Consider the following 16,025-nt stretch of genomic DNA (forward strand, 5'->3'; position numbering starts at 1 on the left):
CCGAACAATCCACAAGAAGCCGGCCATGACCCAGACGCCCATCACGCCCATCGTCACCCTGCGCGACATCGAAGCGATCGAGCGCACCCCGCTCGAAGAGCGCGGCATGCCCGCCAGTACCTACGAGCTGATCCGCCAGAGCGCCGAGCGCAGCCCCGACGCCATCGCGATGAGCTTCCTGCTCCAGGGAAGCGCCGAGGAAACGCCCTGGCAGCTCACCTATGCCGAGCTGCTGGCCCAGGTCACCCGCACCGCCAACGCCTTCCACCGCCTGGGCGTGCGCCCGGGCAAGGCGGTGTCGTTCCTGCTGCCGAACCTGCCCCACACCCACTTCACCCTGTGGGGCGGCGAGGCAGCGGGCATCGTCAATGCCATCAACCCGCTGCTGGAGCCCGAGCACATCGCCGAACTGGTCCGCGCCGCCGACTCCGAAGTGCTGGTGACCCTGGCGCCCTTCCCCGGCACCGACCTGTGGGACAAGGTGGCCGGCCTGCGCGACCACCTCGGCTCGCTCAAGGCCATCGTCACCGTGGACCTGGCCAACTACCTGCCGGAACCCCAGCGCAGCGCCCTTAAGGCCCAGCGCGGCCCGCTGCCGGAGGGCGTGCTGGACTTCGACACGCTGATCGCCGACTGCCCGGCCGACCACCTGGAGAGCGGCCGGGTGATCGCCCCGGACGACATCGCCTCGTACTTCCACACCGGCGGCACCACCGGCACGCCGAAACTGGCGCCGCACACCCACCGCAACGAGGTGGCGATGGCGATGATCCTCGCCTACACCATCCACCTCGGCCCGCAGGACGTGACGCTCTGCGGCCTGCCGCTGTTCCACGTCAACGGCGTGATGGTCACCGGCCTGGCGCCCTTCTTCGTCAGCGCCCAGGTGCTGCTGGCCACGCCCCAGGGCTACCGCAACACCACGCTGATCCAGAACTTCTGGAAGGTCATCGAGCGCTACCGGGTGAGCTTCTTCAGCGGCGTGCCCACCATCTACGCCGGCCTGCTGCAGGTGCCCAGCGAGGGGCATGACCTCTCCAGCCTGCGCTACGCCCTGTGCGGCGCCGCGCCGATGCCGGTGGAGCTGATCCGCCAGTTCGAGGCCAAGACCGGCCTCACGCTCATCGAGGGCTACGGCCTCACCGAAGGCACCTGCGGCAGCTGCGGCAACCCCAATGCCGGCGAGCGCCGCCCCGGCTCCATCGGCCTGCGCATGCCCTACTGCGAGGTGAGCATCAAGGTGCTGGACGAGGACGGTCGCTACCTGCGCGATGCCGCTGCCAACGAGATCGGCAACGTCTGCCTGCGCGGCGTGACGGTGTTCAAGGGCTACCTGCAGGCCGGCAAGAACGCCGGCATCTGGGTCGATGGGGACTGGTTCAACACCGGCGACCTGGGGCGCATGGATGCCGACGGCTATATATGGCTGACCGGCCGCAGCAAGGACCTGATCATCCGCGGCGGTCACAACATCGACCCGCAGATGATCGAGGAAGCCCTCCACGGCCACCCCGCCGTGGCCATGGCCGCCGCCGTCGGCAAGCCCGACGAGAAGGCCGGCGAACTGCCGGTGGCCTACGTACAGCTCAAGCCCGGCCAGCAGGCCAGCGAGGACGAACTGCTGGCCCACGCCGCCGCCCATGTGCCGGAGCGCGCCGCCGTGCCCAAGGACGTGTGGATCATCGACGCCCTACCGGTCACCGCCGTGGGCAAGACCTTCAAGCCGGCCCTGCGCCACGACGCCATCCGTCGCGTGTTCGAAGAGCGCCTGGCCGAGGTTGCTCCCGGGGTACGGGTCGAGGTGCGCAGCGATGACCGCCACGGCCAGCTGGCCCACATCCATGTACCGGGCCTGGACGACGCCCGACGCAGCGCTCTGGAGCAGGGCCTGGCCGGCTTCGCCGTGCGCTACGCGCTGTACCTCGCGGACTGAAATCCACCGCCCCCGGCCCCCCGGACGGGGGCCTCCCCACCCTGCAACCGGCCGATGGAATGGCCGGTTTGTGACGCCTTTCGGATTTTCGCCGGCCACCGGTCGGCCCGACTTCCGGCGTGCGTTGAAAGCGCCCTCGCGCGGCAATAATGTCGGGTCATGCAATTCCCGCGATGACACGGACCGTTCTGCAATGTCCCCTTCCGTTGGCCTCCGTGATGGAGGTGATCCATGAAGAACGCCCATTGGCAGGCCGATGTGCAGCAGTTGAAGGATCAACGGCTGTTCCAGAACGTCGCCGCCCACAGCCTCCGGCAGGTCCTGCGCGAATTCACCGCCTACGACCTGGAACAGGGCGAGGTGCTGCTCTCCCCTTTCGACCGCAACCAGTACCTCTACCTGGTGGTGCGCGGCGCCCTGCAGGTCTACCTCGGTTCGCTGGACAACCAGCCCATGTCCACCCTGGGCGTGGGTGACTGCGCCGGGGAAATCAGCTTCATCGACCACGAGCATCCGTCAGCCTATGTGGTCGCCGCCGAGCCCAGCACCGTGCTGCGCCTGCACCGGGAGGCGCTGCTGAAGCTGTTCCAGCAGTCCCCGCAGATGATGCAGAACCTGCTGGAGCTGCTTTGCGAGCGGGTGCGCGGCGGCAACCGGGTCATCCTCGACACCGAGCAGAACGCCAACGTCGACACCCTCACAGGCCTCTACAACCGTCGCTGGCTGGAACACGTGTACGCCCGCGAGAGCACCCGCTGCGCCTTCAACGGCCAGCCGCTGTGCCTGCTGATGCTGGATGTGGACCACTTCAAGGCCTACAACGACCGCCACGGCCACCTGGCCGGCGACTACGCGCTGTGCCTGGTGGCCCACACGCTGCGCAACCAGCTGCGGCCGAAGGACAGCATGTCGCGCTTCGGCGGCGAGGAGTTCGTCATCCTCCTGCCGGACATCGCCCTGGACGAGGCCCGCCGCATCGGCGAGCGCCTGCGCGCCAGCCTGGAGCAGATTTCCTCCTTCTATTCACCGGTCGGCGTGCTGCCGGGGGTGACCGTCTCCATCGGGCTCACCGAAATGGCCCCGCGCGACGACCTCAAGTCGTTGATCGCCCGGGCCGACCAGGCCCTCTATGACGCCAAGATGCGGGGACGAAACTGCCTTAGCGGCTGAGCCCCGCTGCATCGGCCCCGACGGCTTGCTAGAGTGCGCCTCCACAACAACAGAAGCGGGATGCTCCCATGCGCAAAGTCCTCATCGCGCTGGCCGTCGTGGCCGTGCTCGGTCTGGCCGTGTTCTTCACCCTGCCCAACCTGCTGGACCGGCGGATGAACACCGTGGCCCAACCCGGCCCCTACCAGGCCGGCGCCAGTGCCACCGACCTGCACAAGACCCTGTTCGTCGCCGACCTGCACGACGACGCCCTGCTCTGGCAGCGCGACCTGCTGGAGCGCCACGACTATGGCCACAGCGACCTGCCGCGCCTGCTGGAGGGCCACGTCGGCCTGCAGGTGTTCTCCACCGTCACCAAGACGCCGCGCGGCATCAACTACGAGAAGAACGACAGCGACAGCGACAACATCACCCTGCTGGCCATGGCCCAGCGCTGGCCTGCGCGCACCTGGCACAGCCTGCTGGAGCGCGCGCTGTACCAGGGCGAGAAGCTGGAGGACGCCGCCCGCCGCAGCGACGGCAAGCTGGTGCTGGTGCGCACCCGGGGCGACCTGGAAGGCTTCCTCGCCGCCTGGCAGAAGGACCCGCAGCGGGTCGCCGCGATCCTCGCCACCGAAGGCCTGCACCCGCTGGAGGGCAAGCTGGAGAACGTCGACCGCCTGTATGACGCGGGCTTCCGCATCACCGGCCTGACCCACTTCTTCGACAACGAGATCGGCGGCTCCGCCCACGGCATGGAGAAGGGCGGCCTGACCCGCTTCGGCCGCCGGGTCATCGCGCGCCTCGAAGAGAAGCACATGGTGGTGGACCTGGCCCACGCCTCCCGCGCCCTGATCGATGACGTGCTGAAGATCGCCGAACGCCCGGTGCTGGTCTCCCACACCGGTGTCGAGGGCACCTGCAAGGGGCCGCGCAACCTCACCGACGACCACATCAAACGGATCGCCGCCACCGGCGGGGTGATCGGCATCGGCTACTGGGACGCCGCCGTCTGCGACACCTCGGTGGACGCCATCGTCAAGGCCATCCGCTACACCGCCGACCGGGCGGGCGTCCAGCACGTCGCCCTGGGCTCGGACTTCGACGGCACCGTGCACACCCCGTTCGACACCAGCGGCCTGGCCCTGCTGACCGAAGGCCTGCAGAAGGCCGGCTTCAGCCAGGACGATATCGCCGCCATCATGGGCGGCAACGTGCGCCGCCTGCTGCTGGCCAACCTGCCCACCGAGTGAGGCTGCAGGCCCCGGAAAGTCCGGGGCCTTCGCCGCGATGGCTTCTTGCTTTACACTGGCGCCCGTTCACTCCTTAACCAATCGACGAGATGACCGTGCTCAAAGCACTCAAAAAGATATTCGGCAAGGGCGAAGCGCCCTTCGCCGGTAGCGCACCCAGCGCACCGGCCACCCCCACCCGCGAAGGTGAAAACAGCCCCGTACCGGCGCAACAGGCGCCACGCGCCGAGAAGCCGGCCCGCGACAACGCCCCCCGTGGCGAGCGCAAGCCGCGCGCCGAGAAGACCGCCGACGCCCCCCGCGCCGACAAACCCAAGAGCGACAAGCCCCGCAGCGAGAAGCCGCGCCGTGAGCGCGCACCCAAGCCGGTGGACACCTGGAAGCTGGAAGACTTCGTGGTCGAGCCGATGGAAGGCAAGACCCGCTTCCACGACTTCAAGCTCGCCCCGAGCCTGATGCACGCCATCCACGACCTCGGCTTCCCCTACTGCACCCCGATCCAGGCCGGCGTACTGGGCTTCACCCTCAAGGGCCAGGACGCCATCGGCCGCGCCCAGACCGGCACCGGCAAGACCGCCGCCTTCCTGATCTCGATCATCACCCAGCTGCTGCAGACCCCGCCGCCGAAAGAGCGCTACATGGGCGAGCCCCGTGCGCTGATCATCGCGCCGACCCGCGAGCTGGTGGTGCAGATCGCCAAGGACGCCCTGGCGCTGACCAAGTACACCGGCCTGAACGTGATGAGCTTCGTCGGCGGCATGGACTTCGACAAGCAGCTCAAGCAGCTGGAAAGCCGCTTCTGCGACATCCTCGTGGCCACCCCCGGCCGCCTGCTGGACTTCAACCAGCGCGGCGAAGTCCACCTGGACATGGTCGAAGTCATGGTGCTGGACGAAGCCGACCGCATGCTCGACATGGGCTTCATCCCCCAGGTCCGCCAGATCATCCGCCAGACCCCGCCCAAGGGCGAGCGCCAGACCCTGCTGTTCTCCGCCACCTTCACGGAAGACGTGATGAACCTGGCCAAGCAGTGGACCGTCGACCCCGCCATCGTCGAGATCGAGCCGGAGAACGTCGCCAGCGACACCGTCGAGCAGCACGTCTATGCCGTGGCCAGCAGCGACAAGTACAAGCTGCTCTACAACCTGGTGGCCCAGAACAACTGGGAACGGGTGATGGTCTTCGCCAACCGCAAGGACGAAGTGCGCCGCATCGAGGAACGCCTCACCAAGGACGGCATCAGCGCCGCCCAGATGTCCGGTGACGTGCCCCAGCACAAGCGCATCAAGACCCTGGAAGGCTTCCGCGAAGGCAAGATCCGCGTCCTCGTCGCCACCGACGTGGCCGGTCGCGGCATCCACGTCGACGGCATCAGCCACGTGATCAACTTCACCCTGCCGGAAGACCCGGACGACTACGTGCACCGCATCGGTCGTACCGGCCGCGCCGGCACCAGCGGCACCTCCATCAGCTTCGCCGGCGAGGACGACGCCTTCGCCCTGCCGCCGATCGAAGAACTGCTGGGCCGCAAGATCAACTGCGAAATGCCGCCGGCCGAGCTGCTCAAGTCGGTTCCGCGCAACAAGCACTGATCCGCCACCAGGCGACAGAAAAAGGCGAAGCCCCGGGCTTCGCCTTTTTCATTTCAGCCCCCTGCAGCCCGATGTAAAAACCTCACCATTTCCTCGCCCTCCATCGTCCGGCTCTTGCTGATCGATACAATAAATTCCACTATAGACAAATTGTTTACAGCGGAGTCCCACCATGTCCAGCGCCCTGCCCCGGGTCATCCCCGCCCACGAAGCCGAACGCCTGCTGCCACGCATCGACGTCCAGGCCGCCCTGCGCGGCATGTTCCTCGACCTCGCCGCCGGGGAGGCCGTGCAGCCGCCCCAGCAACTGGTGCCGTTCCCCGGCGGTGGCGACTTCATCAACTACCTCGGCGTGCTGGCCCGCGAGCAGGTCTACGGGGTCAAGACCTCGCCCTACCTGCCCAAACCACAGGGCGCGGTGGTCACCGCCTGGACCCTGCTGATGTCCATGCAGGACGGCCAGCCGCTGCTGCTCTGCGACGCCGCCACCCTCACCACCGAGCGCACCGCCGCCACCACGGCGCTGGCGGTGGATGCCCTGGCCCCGGCCGATGCCACCGAGCTGGCCGTGATCGGCAGCGGCGCCGTGGCCCGTGCCCACATCCGCCATTGCCTGGCGCTGCGGCCCTGGCAGCGCATCCGCGTGCACTCCCCGCGCCTGCAGGCCAAGGGCGAGCGTGCCGACGCCCTGCGCGCGCTGGACCCGCGCGTGACCCTCTGCACCCAGCAGGACGACGCCGTGGCCGGTGCCGGAGTGATCCTGCTCTGCACCTCCTCCGCCGGGCCGGTGCTGGACCCGCGCAGCCTCGACCATGCGCCGCTGGTCACCTCCATCAGCACCAATGCTCCGCGCGCCCACGAGGTGCCGCCCGAGGCCCTGGCCGCGATGGACGTGTACTGCGACTACCGCGCCACCACCCCCGCCAGCGCCGGGGAGATGCAACTGGCGGCCGAACACCACGGCTGGTCCGTCGACGCCCTGCGTGGCGACCTGCCCGAGCTGCTGGCCGGTCGCGCACCCCGCCCGGACTACCAGCGTCCGGTATTCTTCCGCTCCATCGGCCTGGGCCTGGAAGACGTCGCCCTGGCCCACGCCCTGTACCGGCTCAGCAACGAGGAAACGGCATGACCCAGGCGGACTTCATCATCATCGGCGGCGGCATCGCCGGCGCCTCCACCGGCTACTGGCTGTCGCGCCACGGCCGGGTCGTGCTGCTGGAGCGCGAAGAGCACACCGGCTACCACGCCACCGGACGCTCCGCCGCGCTCTACACCGTGGCCTACGGCACACCCCAGGTGCGCGCCCTCACGGCGGCCAGCCGGGCCTTCTTCGATGCACCGCCGGAGGGTTTCTGCGAACACCCGATCCTCACCCCACGGGGCGAGATGGTGGTGGACTTCACCGGCGACCGTGACGAACTGCAGCGCCAGTTCGACAGCGCCCGGGAACAGGTGCCCGACGTGCGCCTGCTGGACGCCGACGAAGCCTGCCGCCTGGTGCCGGTGCTGCGCCGGGAGAAGGTGCACGGTGCCATGCTCGACCCCAGCGCCGCCGACATCGACACCGACGGCCTGCACCAGGGCTACCTGCGCGGCATCCGCCGCAACAGCGGCGAGGTGCTGACCGGGGCCGAAGTCGCCACCCTCGAACGCCACGGCGACACCTGGCAGGTGGACAGCCGTGCCGGCCGCTTCAGCGCCCCCGTGGTGGTGAACGCCGCTGGCGCCTGGTGCGACCGCGTCGCCGAGCTGGCCGGGGCCCGCCGCCTGGGCCTGCAGCCCAAGCGCCGGGCGGCGTTCATCTTCGCCCCGCCGGAAGGCATGGACTGCCACGCCTGGCCGGCGCTGGTGAGCCTCGACGAATCCTTCTACTTCAAGCCCGATGCCGGGATGCTGCTGGGCTCACCGGCCAACGCCGACCCGGTGGAGCCCCAGGACGTGCAGCCCGAAGAGCTGGACATCGCCCTGGGCATCTACCAGATCGAGGAGCACACCCTGCTGAACATTCGCCGCCCTGCCCGCACCTGGGCCGGCCTGCGCTCGTTCTTCGCCGACGGCGACCTGGTCTCCGGCTACGACCCCCGCCTGCCGGGCTTCTACTGGGTGGCCGGCCAGGGTGGCTACGGCATCCAGACCTCCGCCGCCATGGGTGAGGCCAGCGCCGCGCTGATCCGCCGCCAGCCGCTGCCCGAGCACCTCGCCCGCTTCGGTCTCACCGAGGCGATGCTGGCCCCCGCCCGCCTGGGATGACGGCCCCGGAGCTTAGCGCCACACTCCCCCGCGCCGGCCACCAGGCCGGCGCCGTTTCCCGTCCCTGGAGCCCCGCATGACGCCAAGCCCTGCCCCCGATCTGGACAACTACCGGGCCATCGCCGACGCCATCGCCACGCTGTTCTTCCCCCACGCCGAAGTGGTCGTGCACGACCTGCGCACGCAGGCGATCGACTACATCGCCCACAACCTGTCCAAGCGCTCGGTGGGTGACGATTCGGCCCTGGAGGACATGCTCGAAGAGGGGGTCGAGGAGCGGAACATCGGCCCCTACGAGAAGCTCAACTGGGACGGCCAGAAGATCCGCTCGGTGAGCACCGTGCTACGCGATGCCGAGGGCAAGCCGGTGGCGGTGCTGTGCATCAACCTGAACATCTCCCTGTTCGAGTCGGCCAAGGCGGCGCTGGACCTGTTCCTCGCCCCCGGCAAGCTGATCCCCCAGCCGGACGCGCTGTTCCGCGACGACTGGCAGGAGCGCATCAACACCTTCCTCCACAGCTGGATGCGCCAGCGCCAGCTCGGCCTCAACCTGCTGACCCGCGAGCACAAGCGCGAGCTGGTCCTGGCCCTGCATGCCGAGGGCGCCTTCAAGGGCAAGAGCGCCGCCAACTACGTGGCCAACGTCCTCAACATGGGCCGCGCCACGGTCTACAAGCACCTGCGCGAACTCAAGGAAGAACCCGAAACGGATAGGTAGGGGCCATTCGTTGCGCCAGCCCCGTAGCCTGGGCTTCAGCCCGGGACGTGCAGGAGAACCCGGACTGAAGTCCGGGCTACAGAAACCATCCGGCGCCCTGTAGGGGCGACTTCAGTCGCCCGGCTCTTCGTGAGCAGAACTCGCTCCTGCAGCGTTCGTAGCCCGGGCTTCAGCCCGGGACATACGCACGAACCCGGACTGAAGTCCGGGCTACAGGAACCATCCGTCGCCCAGATCTTCGCGAGCAGAGCTCGCTCCTACAGCGTTCGTAGCCCGGGCTTCAGCACGGGACATACACACGAAACCCGGACTGAAGTCCGGGCTACAGGAAACCATCCGGCGCCCTGTAGGGGCGACTTCAGTCGCCCGGTTCTTCGCGAGCATCCCCGCTTCCGATCAATCCCCGTAGATATCGAAATCGAAGTACTTCGCCTGGATCGTCTGGTAGGTGCCGTTGGCGCGCAGGGCCTTGATGGCGGCGTCCAGCTTGTCACGCAAAGCGGTGTCGCCCTTGCGCACGGCGATGCCGGCGCCTTCGCCGAAGTAGCGAGGGTCGTTCAGCACCGGGCCGACGAAGGCGTAGCCCTTGCCGTTCTCGGTCTTGAGGAACCCCTCGTTGAGCGGGAACACATCGGCCAGCACCGCGTCCAGGCGACCGGAGAGCAGGTCCAGGTAGATCTCGTTCTGGGTGCTGTAGCGCACCACCTTCACGCCCTTGGGCTCCAGCACCTCGGTGGCGAAGCGGTCGGTGGTGGTGGAGCGCTGGGTGCCGACGGCCTTGCCCACCAGGCTGGCGAAGCCGTCGTCGACGCTGCTGCCGGCCTTCATCGCCAGCCGTGCGGGGCTGTAGTAGTACTTGCCGGTGAAGTCCACCGACTTGCGGCGTTCCTCGGTGATGGTCATGGACGAGAGGATGGCGTCCACCTTCTTCACCTTCAGCGAAGGGATCAGCCCGTCGAACTCCTGCTCCACCCATTGGCATTGCACCTTCATCTCCGCGCACAGGGCGTTGCCGATGTCGTAGTCGAAGCCAGCGATCTGCCCGTCGGGCGTCTTGTAGGCAAAGGGCGGATAGGCCGCCTCGATGCCGATGCGCAACGGCTTGTCGGCCGCGAACGCAGTGGAGGCCAGGAGGCCGAGGGCAAGGCTGCCAAGGAGGACGAGTTTCTTCATGGTGCGACTCCCGCTGTGCATGTGTGGGCCCGGCCGTTCAGGGGCGAGCCCTGTCGTGGTGGGCGCTGAAGGAGGGCAGTGACCGGCACCTGCGGCTGGCGCAGGCAGGCGGTGTGGAGAAGGAAAAGGGGATCGCGCGGCACGGCGACACCTTGTTATTGGAATTTCAGTCCACTCTGGACTTTTATGTACAGATCGTCAATCGGCCGCTCAACTGCTGGCACGGCTGACCCAGGTCATGCCTTGACCCGTCGGGGCGTCTAGGCTGCCTACAGGCAACCCAACGGGAGAGGCAGGCCATGGACCACGTACACCTGATGATCACGCTGCTGGTGGTGGGTTTCCTGTTGCTGGGCATCGGCTTCAGCAACCGGGAGAAGGAATGGGGGGTGTGGCTGACGGGGCTGGGCACGGCGTCCATGTTCATGCCCATCGTCTTCAAGATGTACATCGAGCTGGGCTGAGCCTCAGCCCTCGGGGGTATCCCAGCGCTTCGCGGCGGCCTGGTCGCTGCAGCGGCCCTCGACCCAGCGGGGGCCGTCGGGGGTGTCTTCCTTCTTCCAGAACGGCGCGCGGGTCTTGAGGAAGTCCATGACGAAGTTGCACGCGTCGAACGCGGCCTGGCGGTGGGCGCTGGCGGTGCCGACGAAGACGATGGGCTCGCCCGGCTCCAGCCGGCCGATGCGGTGGAGGATGTCGATGTTGAGCAGCGGCCAGCGGGCCGAGGCCTCGTCGGCGATCTTCTGCAGCGCCTTCTCGGTCATGCCCGGGTAGTGCTCGAGGAACATCCCGGCCACGTCCTGGCCGTCGTTGAAGTCCCGCACGTAGCCGACGAACCCCACCACCGCACCGACGCCGACGTTGGCGGCGTGCAGGGCATTGAGTTCAACGCCCGGGTCGAAGGCAGCGCTCTGCACGCGAATGGCCATGTCAGCCTCCGGTCACGGTGGGGAAGAAGGCCACTTCGTCGCCTTCGGCCAGCGGCTCGTCGAGGCTGCACAGCTCCTGGTTGCGGGCGCACATGAGGTTCTGCTCGTCGAGCACCGCCCACACGCCGCCGCGCGCCGCGAGGTGCTGGCGCAGGTCGTCGAGGCGGGCGAAGGCCGGGTCCCAGGCCAGTTGCTCGCCATCCAGGCCGAGGGCTTCGCGGTAACGGGCGAAGTACTGCACACGGATCATGGTCACGCCTCCGCCTGGTAGTGGCCGCTCTTGCCGCCGAGCTTTTCCAGCAGCCGCACGGACTCGATGGTCATGCCCCGGTCCACGGCCTTGCACATGTCGTAGAGGGTCAGCGCGGCGACGCTGGCGGCGGTGAGGGCCTCCATCTCCACGCCGGTCTGCCCGGCCAGCTTGCAGCGGGCGACGATGTGCACCACGTCGTCGCCTTCGGCAGCCAGCTCCACCTTGACGCTGGTGAGCATCAGCGGGTGGCACAGGGGGATGAGGTCGGACGTCTTCTTCGCCGCCTGGATGCCGGCGATGCGCGCCACGGCGAACACGTCGCCCTTGGGGTGGCCGCCGGCCTGGATCATCGCCAGGGTTTCCGGGCGCATGCGCACCCGCGCTTCGGCCGTCGCCTCACGGGCGGTCACCGCTTTTTCGGTGACGTCGACCATGTTGGCGCGGCCTTGGGAATCGAGATGGGTCAGCACTGCAAGTCTCCTCGGGCGACCCGGTGGGAGCGGGCCGCAGGAGGCGAATTGTATACAGAAGAGCCGGCAGCGGTCGCGCTTTCGCCGCCGGGCGGGTGAGCGCCCGGCGGCGACGGCAGCTACATGTGGGCTTCGGCGTATTCGGCGAGCACCGAACGCGGGACGCCCTGGAGGGTGATGTGAACGCCGTGGGGGAAGTCCTTGAAGCGTTCGGTCAGGTAGGTCAGGCCCGAGCTGGGCGCCGACAGGTAGGGGGTGTCGATCTGCGCGAGGTTGCCCAGGCAGATCACCTTCGAGCCGGTGCCGGCGCGGGTGATGATGGTCTTCATCTGGTGCGGGGTGAGGTTCTGGCACTCGTCGATGATGATCAGGCTCTGCTGGAAGCTGCGCCCGCGGATGTAGTTCAGCGATTTGAACTGCAGCGGCACCTTGCTGAGGATGTAGTCCACGCTGCCGTGGGTGCTCTCGTCATCCATGTGCAGGGCTTCGAGGTTGTCGGTGATGGCGCCCAGCCAGGGCTCCATCTTCTCGGCCTCGGTGCCGGGCAGGAAGCCGATCTCCTGGTCCAGCCCCTGCACGCTGCGGGTGGCGATGATGCGCCGGTAGCGCTTGGTCACCATGGTCTGCTCGATGGCTGCGGCCAGCGCCAGGATGGTCTTGCCCGAGCCGGCGGCGCCGGACAGGTTGACCAGGTGGATGTCCGGGTCCAGCAGCGCGTACAGCGCCAGCGCCTGGTACACGTCACGCGGGCGCAGGCCCCAGGCCTCCTGGTGCAGCAACGGCTCCTGGTGCAGGTCGAGGATGGTCAGCTCGGTGCCCTGGATGCCCTTGATCCAGCCGACGAAGCCCTGCTCGTCGACGATGAACTCGTTGACGTGCACCGCCGGCAGGTTGTCGGTGAGCTGCACCCGGTGCCAGGTGCGGCCGTGGTCCTGGCGGGTTTCCACCTTGCTGACGCGCTCCCAGAAGGAACCGGGCATGTCGTGGTAGCCACGGGACAGCAGGGACACGTCGTCCACCAACTGGTCGGTGTGGTAGTCCTCGGCATCGATGCCACAGGCGCGCGCCTTCAGGCGCATGTTGATGTCCTTGGTGACCAGCACCACGGACAGGCCGGGCCGGCGGGTCTTCAGCTCCACCAGCTGGTTGATGATGCGGTTGTCGTTGAGGTTGTCCGGCAGCCAGGTGATGGGGGCTGCGCTCTTGCTCATGAGGATCGAGAGGAAGCCGCAGGGGCCGCTCTTCTCGCGCTGGATCGGTACGCCGTGCTCCACCTCCTCGGGGGTCGCGCCACCGAGGATCTTGTCGATGAGGCGGATGGCCTGCCGGCATTCGGCGGCCACGCCCTGCTTGCCACTCTTGAGCTTGTCCAGTTCCTCCAGCACCGTCATGGGGATGGCCACGTGGTGTTCTTCGAAGTTGAGGAGGGCGTTGGGATCGTGGATCAGAACGTTGGTATCGAGGGCGTAGAGGGTTGGAGCGGTGGAGCGGGCGCGTCCGTGGTCATCCATACTCGGTCACCTTCTTGTCGGTCCGGGCGACGGAATGCCGGTACGGCGCTCCGCCGAGGAAGGACTGCCGCCCTGCCTGCCCGGGTCATGCCGGGAGCCAGGGACTCCATGAGGAGGATGAGGGCCTGGGGCCGCCACCCTGTCCTCAGGATTCGGCGGTCTGATTCGTTAATAACCCAAGAGAGATGACAGAAAAAAGAACTTTTTGGTCCGCAAAAACCTTTTTTTATCCCTCGACGAATAACCCTTGGCGCCGGACAGGGGCGCCGCTAAAGTCCGAAGTCCCCCCTGCCCTCGCCGCTCCGCTGCCCTCAGCGGTAGGTGTTGCACGGCATCCAGTCCACTCCCGCCAGGGCCGTCCGGTCCTTGAGCCACGGCACCGCCGCCAGCGCCTTCGGGTGGATGTCATGGAACAGCACCATGCCCCGGCGCCACAGCAGCATCAGGTTCAGCACCCGCTGCGCCGCTTCGTCGCCGCTGATGCGCGCGTTCCAGTCCTGCGAATCGATGTTCCACAGCGCCACCGTCAGCCCCTGGGCGGCGAAGAACGCCCCGCTGTCGGCACGACGCTGGCCATACGGCGGGCGGAACAGCGGCACGGCGTTGTCCGGCAGCGTGCGGGCCACCAGGTCGCGCACCCGCACCACCGAGTCCTGCCACTGCTCCCAGCTGCTGTGGGACTTGTGCTCCCAGCCATGCAGCCCGACGCACTGGCCGGCGTAGAGCTGGCGCATCGCCTCCGGCGAGGACTTGCCCAGGCGGGTCTGGAACCCCTGCCCCAGCACGTAGAAGGTCGCGCTCATGTGCTGCTCGCGCAGCCAGGTGGTGAGGCGATCGCTGAGGCCGTCACGGGGCGTCGGACCATCGTCGAAGGTGAGCAGGAACTGCCGGTCCTTCAGCTCATCGCCGTTGCGCTCCCGCTCGGAGAACAGGCCGATCTCGCTGCTGATGCGCGGGAACAGCGCCGCCAGGCGCATCTGCTCGTCCAGGTAGCGCAGGTGGAAGCCCCGGCTGGCCTCGGACCAGGCGAAGAACGGCGAATCCGGCGTCACCTCGAAGCGCCGGGCGCGCTCGCGCAGCGCCGCCTCGTCAGCCGCCGGCTCGCAGAACGGCCGCGTGGCGTCGCAGTCCTGGCTGGCCAGCCGGTAGTTCTCCGCCAGGCGCGCCCAGAAGCGCTTGCGCACCGTGGCGATGCCGTCCAGGTCCACCGCCTTCAGGCCCAGGCGCTGCTGCCAGGCGGCGGCGTCCAGCCCCTCGCTCTGCAGCAGGGTCTGGGCGAAGACCAGAATCTCGCCCCGGGAGGCGTCATCGAAGGCCGCTGGCGAATCCAGCGCAGCGGGCCAGGTGGAGCGGTCGATCAGGGCGATGCGGCTGGGGCCGGCGGCCTGGGCGAAGGTGGCGCCGAGCAGTGCGGCACCGAAAGCGAGGGTACGGAACATGGCGTTCTCCGTTCACGGCAGCGGAAACGAACGCGCCCCCGAAGGGGCGCGCTGTCAGCAGGGAGGGATCAGTGGCGGTCCTGAACCCGTTGGATCGCCTTGTCGTACACCGGGTTCGCCTTCTGCTCCTTGGCCAGGTGGTAGTGGCGCAGGGCATCGTCGTACTGCTCGGCCGCCTCGTAGATGCGGGCGATGTTGTAGTAGGAGCTGGCGCGCACGGTGGCCGCGTTGGCACCCGTGGCCAGGGCGATGGCCTTGCGGTTGGCCCAGATGGCCTCGGCGGTGCGGTTGGCCTTCTGGTAGGCCAGGCCGAGGTTGCTGTAGGCCTGGCCGTAGTTGGCATCCAGCTCGATGGCCTGGCGGTAGAAGTCGATGGCCAGGTCCAGCTTGCCGTCGTGGTAGGCCGCCTCGCCCTTGCGGTTCAGCGCCTTGGCATCGCCCTGGGCAGCCTGGGAAGCCGCCTGCGCAGCCACGCTGCGGCCCTCGTTGAGCAGCGGCTCGATGTCGCCCAGCACGTAGGCCGCGTCCTTCGCCTGGCTGCCCTCCAGGGTGTTGATGTCCTGGAAGTCACCGGATGCGGTGATGCGGAACACCTTCCACAGGTTGCCGCGCTGTTCCTTGGGCACGTAGTAGGTGCGCACCAGGGACTGGCCGACGTAGACGAACACCTTCGCCTGGCTGCCCGCCAGTGCCTTGGAGGACGGGTTGTCCCGGTTGGTGAAGTCATGCACCGCGTAGACGTAGGTCTCGCCGTAGCGCTTCTTGTGCAGGGTGATGGTCTCCGGGCCGTAGCTGTCGGTGTCGTCCACGTCCAGGTCGGCGTCGGTGCCTTCCTTCTCGGCGAAGTAGATGTGGTTGCCCGGGTAGGCGATGTGGGAGTCCAGGTCCTCCGGCTTCTCGCCCCAGCTCAGCACGATGCGCAAGCCGTCCAGGTCCTTCATCACCGGGCTGATGGCATAGGTCATGCCGGTGCACGGGCACTTGGCGACGAGGTTGGAGTAGCCGTCCTTCTTCACGATCACCAGGCTTTCCGGGTCATCGGCGAAGCTGCTGTCCAGCGTCACGCGGCCCTGGGCATCGGTACGGCCGGTCACGGTCTGGGCACCGTTCTTCTGCAGCAGCACCTCGGCGCCGGCAATCTTCTCGTCCTTCACCACGGCGCTCAGCACCTCGATGGAGACCGGCGCGGCCTGGGCCACCACGGCACCGGAAGCGAACAGCAGGGAAAGTGCGATACGCGAGAGGGTCTTCACAACGACCTCCTTGTCAGTCGGGGAATGGGCGGCCAGGGCCGCAGGGGAGCGCACTATAGCGCAGCCTCCCGGCCCGGTGGGTGACGCGGGGCATGGCCCCTG

16 protein-coding genes are annotated in these 16,025 nt (G+C 68.0%); 9 read left to right on the forward strand and 7 right to left on the reverse strand.

Annotation, left to right across the window (positions count from 1 at the left end; translation table 11 throughout):
• Positions 1-25 precede the first annotated feature (25 nt).
• From PotMrB4_RS23065 to PotMrB4_RS23095, 7 genes are all read left to right on the forward strand, one after another.
• Complete coding sequence (locus PotMrB4_RS23065; protein WP_172434583.1) at positions 26-1,933, forward strand: acyl-CoA synthetase; 1,908 nt, start codon at positions 26-28, stop codon at positions 1,931-1,933.
• 231 nt (positions 1,934-2,164) lie between these two features.
• The gene (locus PotMrB4_RS23070; protein WP_172434584.1) at positions 2,165-3,103 is read left to right on the forward strand and encodes a GGDEF domain-containing protein; all 939 of its coding nucleotides are present in this window, start codon (positions 2,165-2,167) and stop codon (positions 3,101-3,103) included.
• 68 nt (positions 3,104-3,171) lie between these two features.
• The gene (locus PotMrB4_RS23075; protein WP_044411720.1) at positions 3,172-4,335 is read left to right on the forward strand and encodes a dipeptidase; all 1,164 of its coding nucleotides are present in this window, start codon (positions 3,172-3,174) and stop codon (positions 4,333-4,335) included.
• 95 nt (positions 4,336-4,430) lie between these two features.
• Positions 4,431-5,927 (forward strand): ATP-dependent RNA helicase RhlB, encoded by a 1,497-nt coding sequence (rhlB, locus tag PotMrB4_RS23080; RefSeq protein ID WP_232060759.1) that lies wholly within the window; start codon positions 4,431-4,433, stop codon positions 5,925-5,927.
• A gap of 172 nt (positions 5,928-6,099) precedes the next feature.
• Complete coding sequence (locus PotMrB4_RS23085) at positions 6,100-7,056, forward strand: ornithine cyclodeaminase family protein (RefSeq protein ID WP_172434586.1); 957 nt, start codon at positions 6,100-6,102, stop codon at positions 7,054-7,056.
• Complete coding sequence (locus PotMrB4_RS23090) at positions 7,053-8,177, forward strand: NAD(P)/FAD-dependent oxidoreductase (RefSeq protein WP_172434587.1); 1,125 nt, start codon at positions 7,053-7,055, stop codon at positions 8,175-8,177. Before PotMrB4_RS23085 ends, PotMrB4_RS23090 begins: the two co-directional genes overlap by 4 nt.
• A gap of 76 nt (positions 8,178-8,253) precedes the next feature.
• Positions 8,254-8,895: a helix-turn-helix transcriptional regulator gene (locus PotMrB4_RS23095; protein ID WP_044411726.1), complete on the forward strand. Its 642-nt coding sequence runs from the start codon at positions 8,254-8,256 to the stop codon at positions 8,893-8,895.
• A 396-nt stretch (positions 8,896-9,291) separates the two neighbouring features.
• Here the strand turns inward: PotMrB4_RS23095 and PotMrB4_RS23100 are convergent, their stop codons facing one another.
• Positions 9,292-10,068, reverse strand: a complete 777-nt coding sequence (locus PotMrB4_RS23100) for an ABC transporter substrate-binding protein (RefSeq protein WP_172434588.1) — start codon at positions 10,066-10,068, stop codon at positions 9,292-9,294.
• A gap of 23 nt (positions 10,069-10,091) precedes the next feature.
• On the opposite strand from PotMrB4_RS23100, the gene PotMrB4_RS23105 reads away from it, so the two are divergent.
• The gene (locus PotMrB4_RS23105) at positions 10,092-10,298 is read left to right on the forward strand and encodes a hypothetical protein (protein WP_172434589.1); all 207 of its coding nucleotides are present in this window, start codon (positions 10,092-10,094) and stop codon (positions 10,296-10,298) included.
• Positions 10,299-10,367: 69 nt separating this feature from the next.
• A complete protein-coding gene (locus PotMrB4_RS23110) occupies positions 10,368-10,532 on the forward strand; it encodes a hypothetical protein (protein ID WP_165667147.1) in 165 nt (54 codons plus the stop codon).
• Positions 10,533-10,535: 3 nt separating this feature from the next.
• On the opposite strand, the gene moaE is transcribed toward PotMrB4_RS23110, so the two are convergent.
• From moaE to PotMrB4_RS23140, 6 genes are all read right to left on the reverse strand, one after another.
• Positions 10,536-10,997 (reverse strand): molybdopterin synthase catalytic subunit MoaE, encoded by a 462-nt coding sequence (moaE, locus tag PotMrB4_RS23115; RefSeq protein WP_044411731.1) that lies wholly within the window; start codon positions 10,995-10,997, stop codon positions 10,536-10,538.
• Position 10,998: 1 nt separating this feature from the next.
• On the reverse strand, positions 10,999-11,247 hold the full coding sequence (locus PotMrB4_RS23120; protein ID WP_172434590.1) for a MoaD/ThiS family protein: 249 nt from the start codon (positions 11,245-11,247) through the stop codon (positions 10,999-11,001).
• A 2-nt stretch (positions 11,248-11,249) separates the two neighbouring features.
• Positions 11,250-11,720 carry a cyclic pyranopterin monophosphate synthase MoaC gene (gene moaC / locus PotMrB4_RS23125; protein ID WP_044411737.1) on the reverse strand — a complete coding sequence of 157 codons (471 nt, stop codon included), beginning with the start codon at positions 11,718-11,720 and terminating at the stop codon, positions 11,250-11,252.
• A 119-nt stretch (positions 11,721-11,839) separates the two neighbouring features.
• The gene (locus PotMrB4_RS23130; protein WP_044411740.1) at positions 11,840-13,231 is read right to left on the reverse strand and encodes a PhoH family protein; all 1,392 of its coding nucleotides are present in this window, start codon (positions 13,229-13,231) and stop codon (positions 11,840-11,842) included.
• 311 nt (positions 13,232-13,542) lie between these two features.
• A complete protein-coding gene (locus PotMrB4_RS23135; protein WP_172434591.1) occupies positions 13,543-14,670 on the reverse strand; it encodes a polysaccharide deacetylase family protein in 1,128 nt (375 codons plus the stop codon).
• A 68-nt stretch (positions 14,671-14,738) separates the two neighbouring features.
• Positions 14,739-15,923, reverse strand: coding sequence for a tetratricopeptide repeat protein (locus tag PotMrB4_RS23140; protein ID WP_232060760.1), 1,185 nt, complete (start codon positions 15,921-15,923; stop codon positions 14,739-14,741).
• Between the last annotated feature and the right edge of the window lie 102 nt (positions 15,924-16,025).

The organism is Metapseudomonas otitidis (genome assembly GCF_011397855.1).
Taxonomy (GTDB): domain Bacteria; phylum Pseudomonadota; class Gammaproteobacteria; order Pseudomonadales; family Pseudomonadaceae; genus Metapseudomonas; species Metapseudomonas otitidis.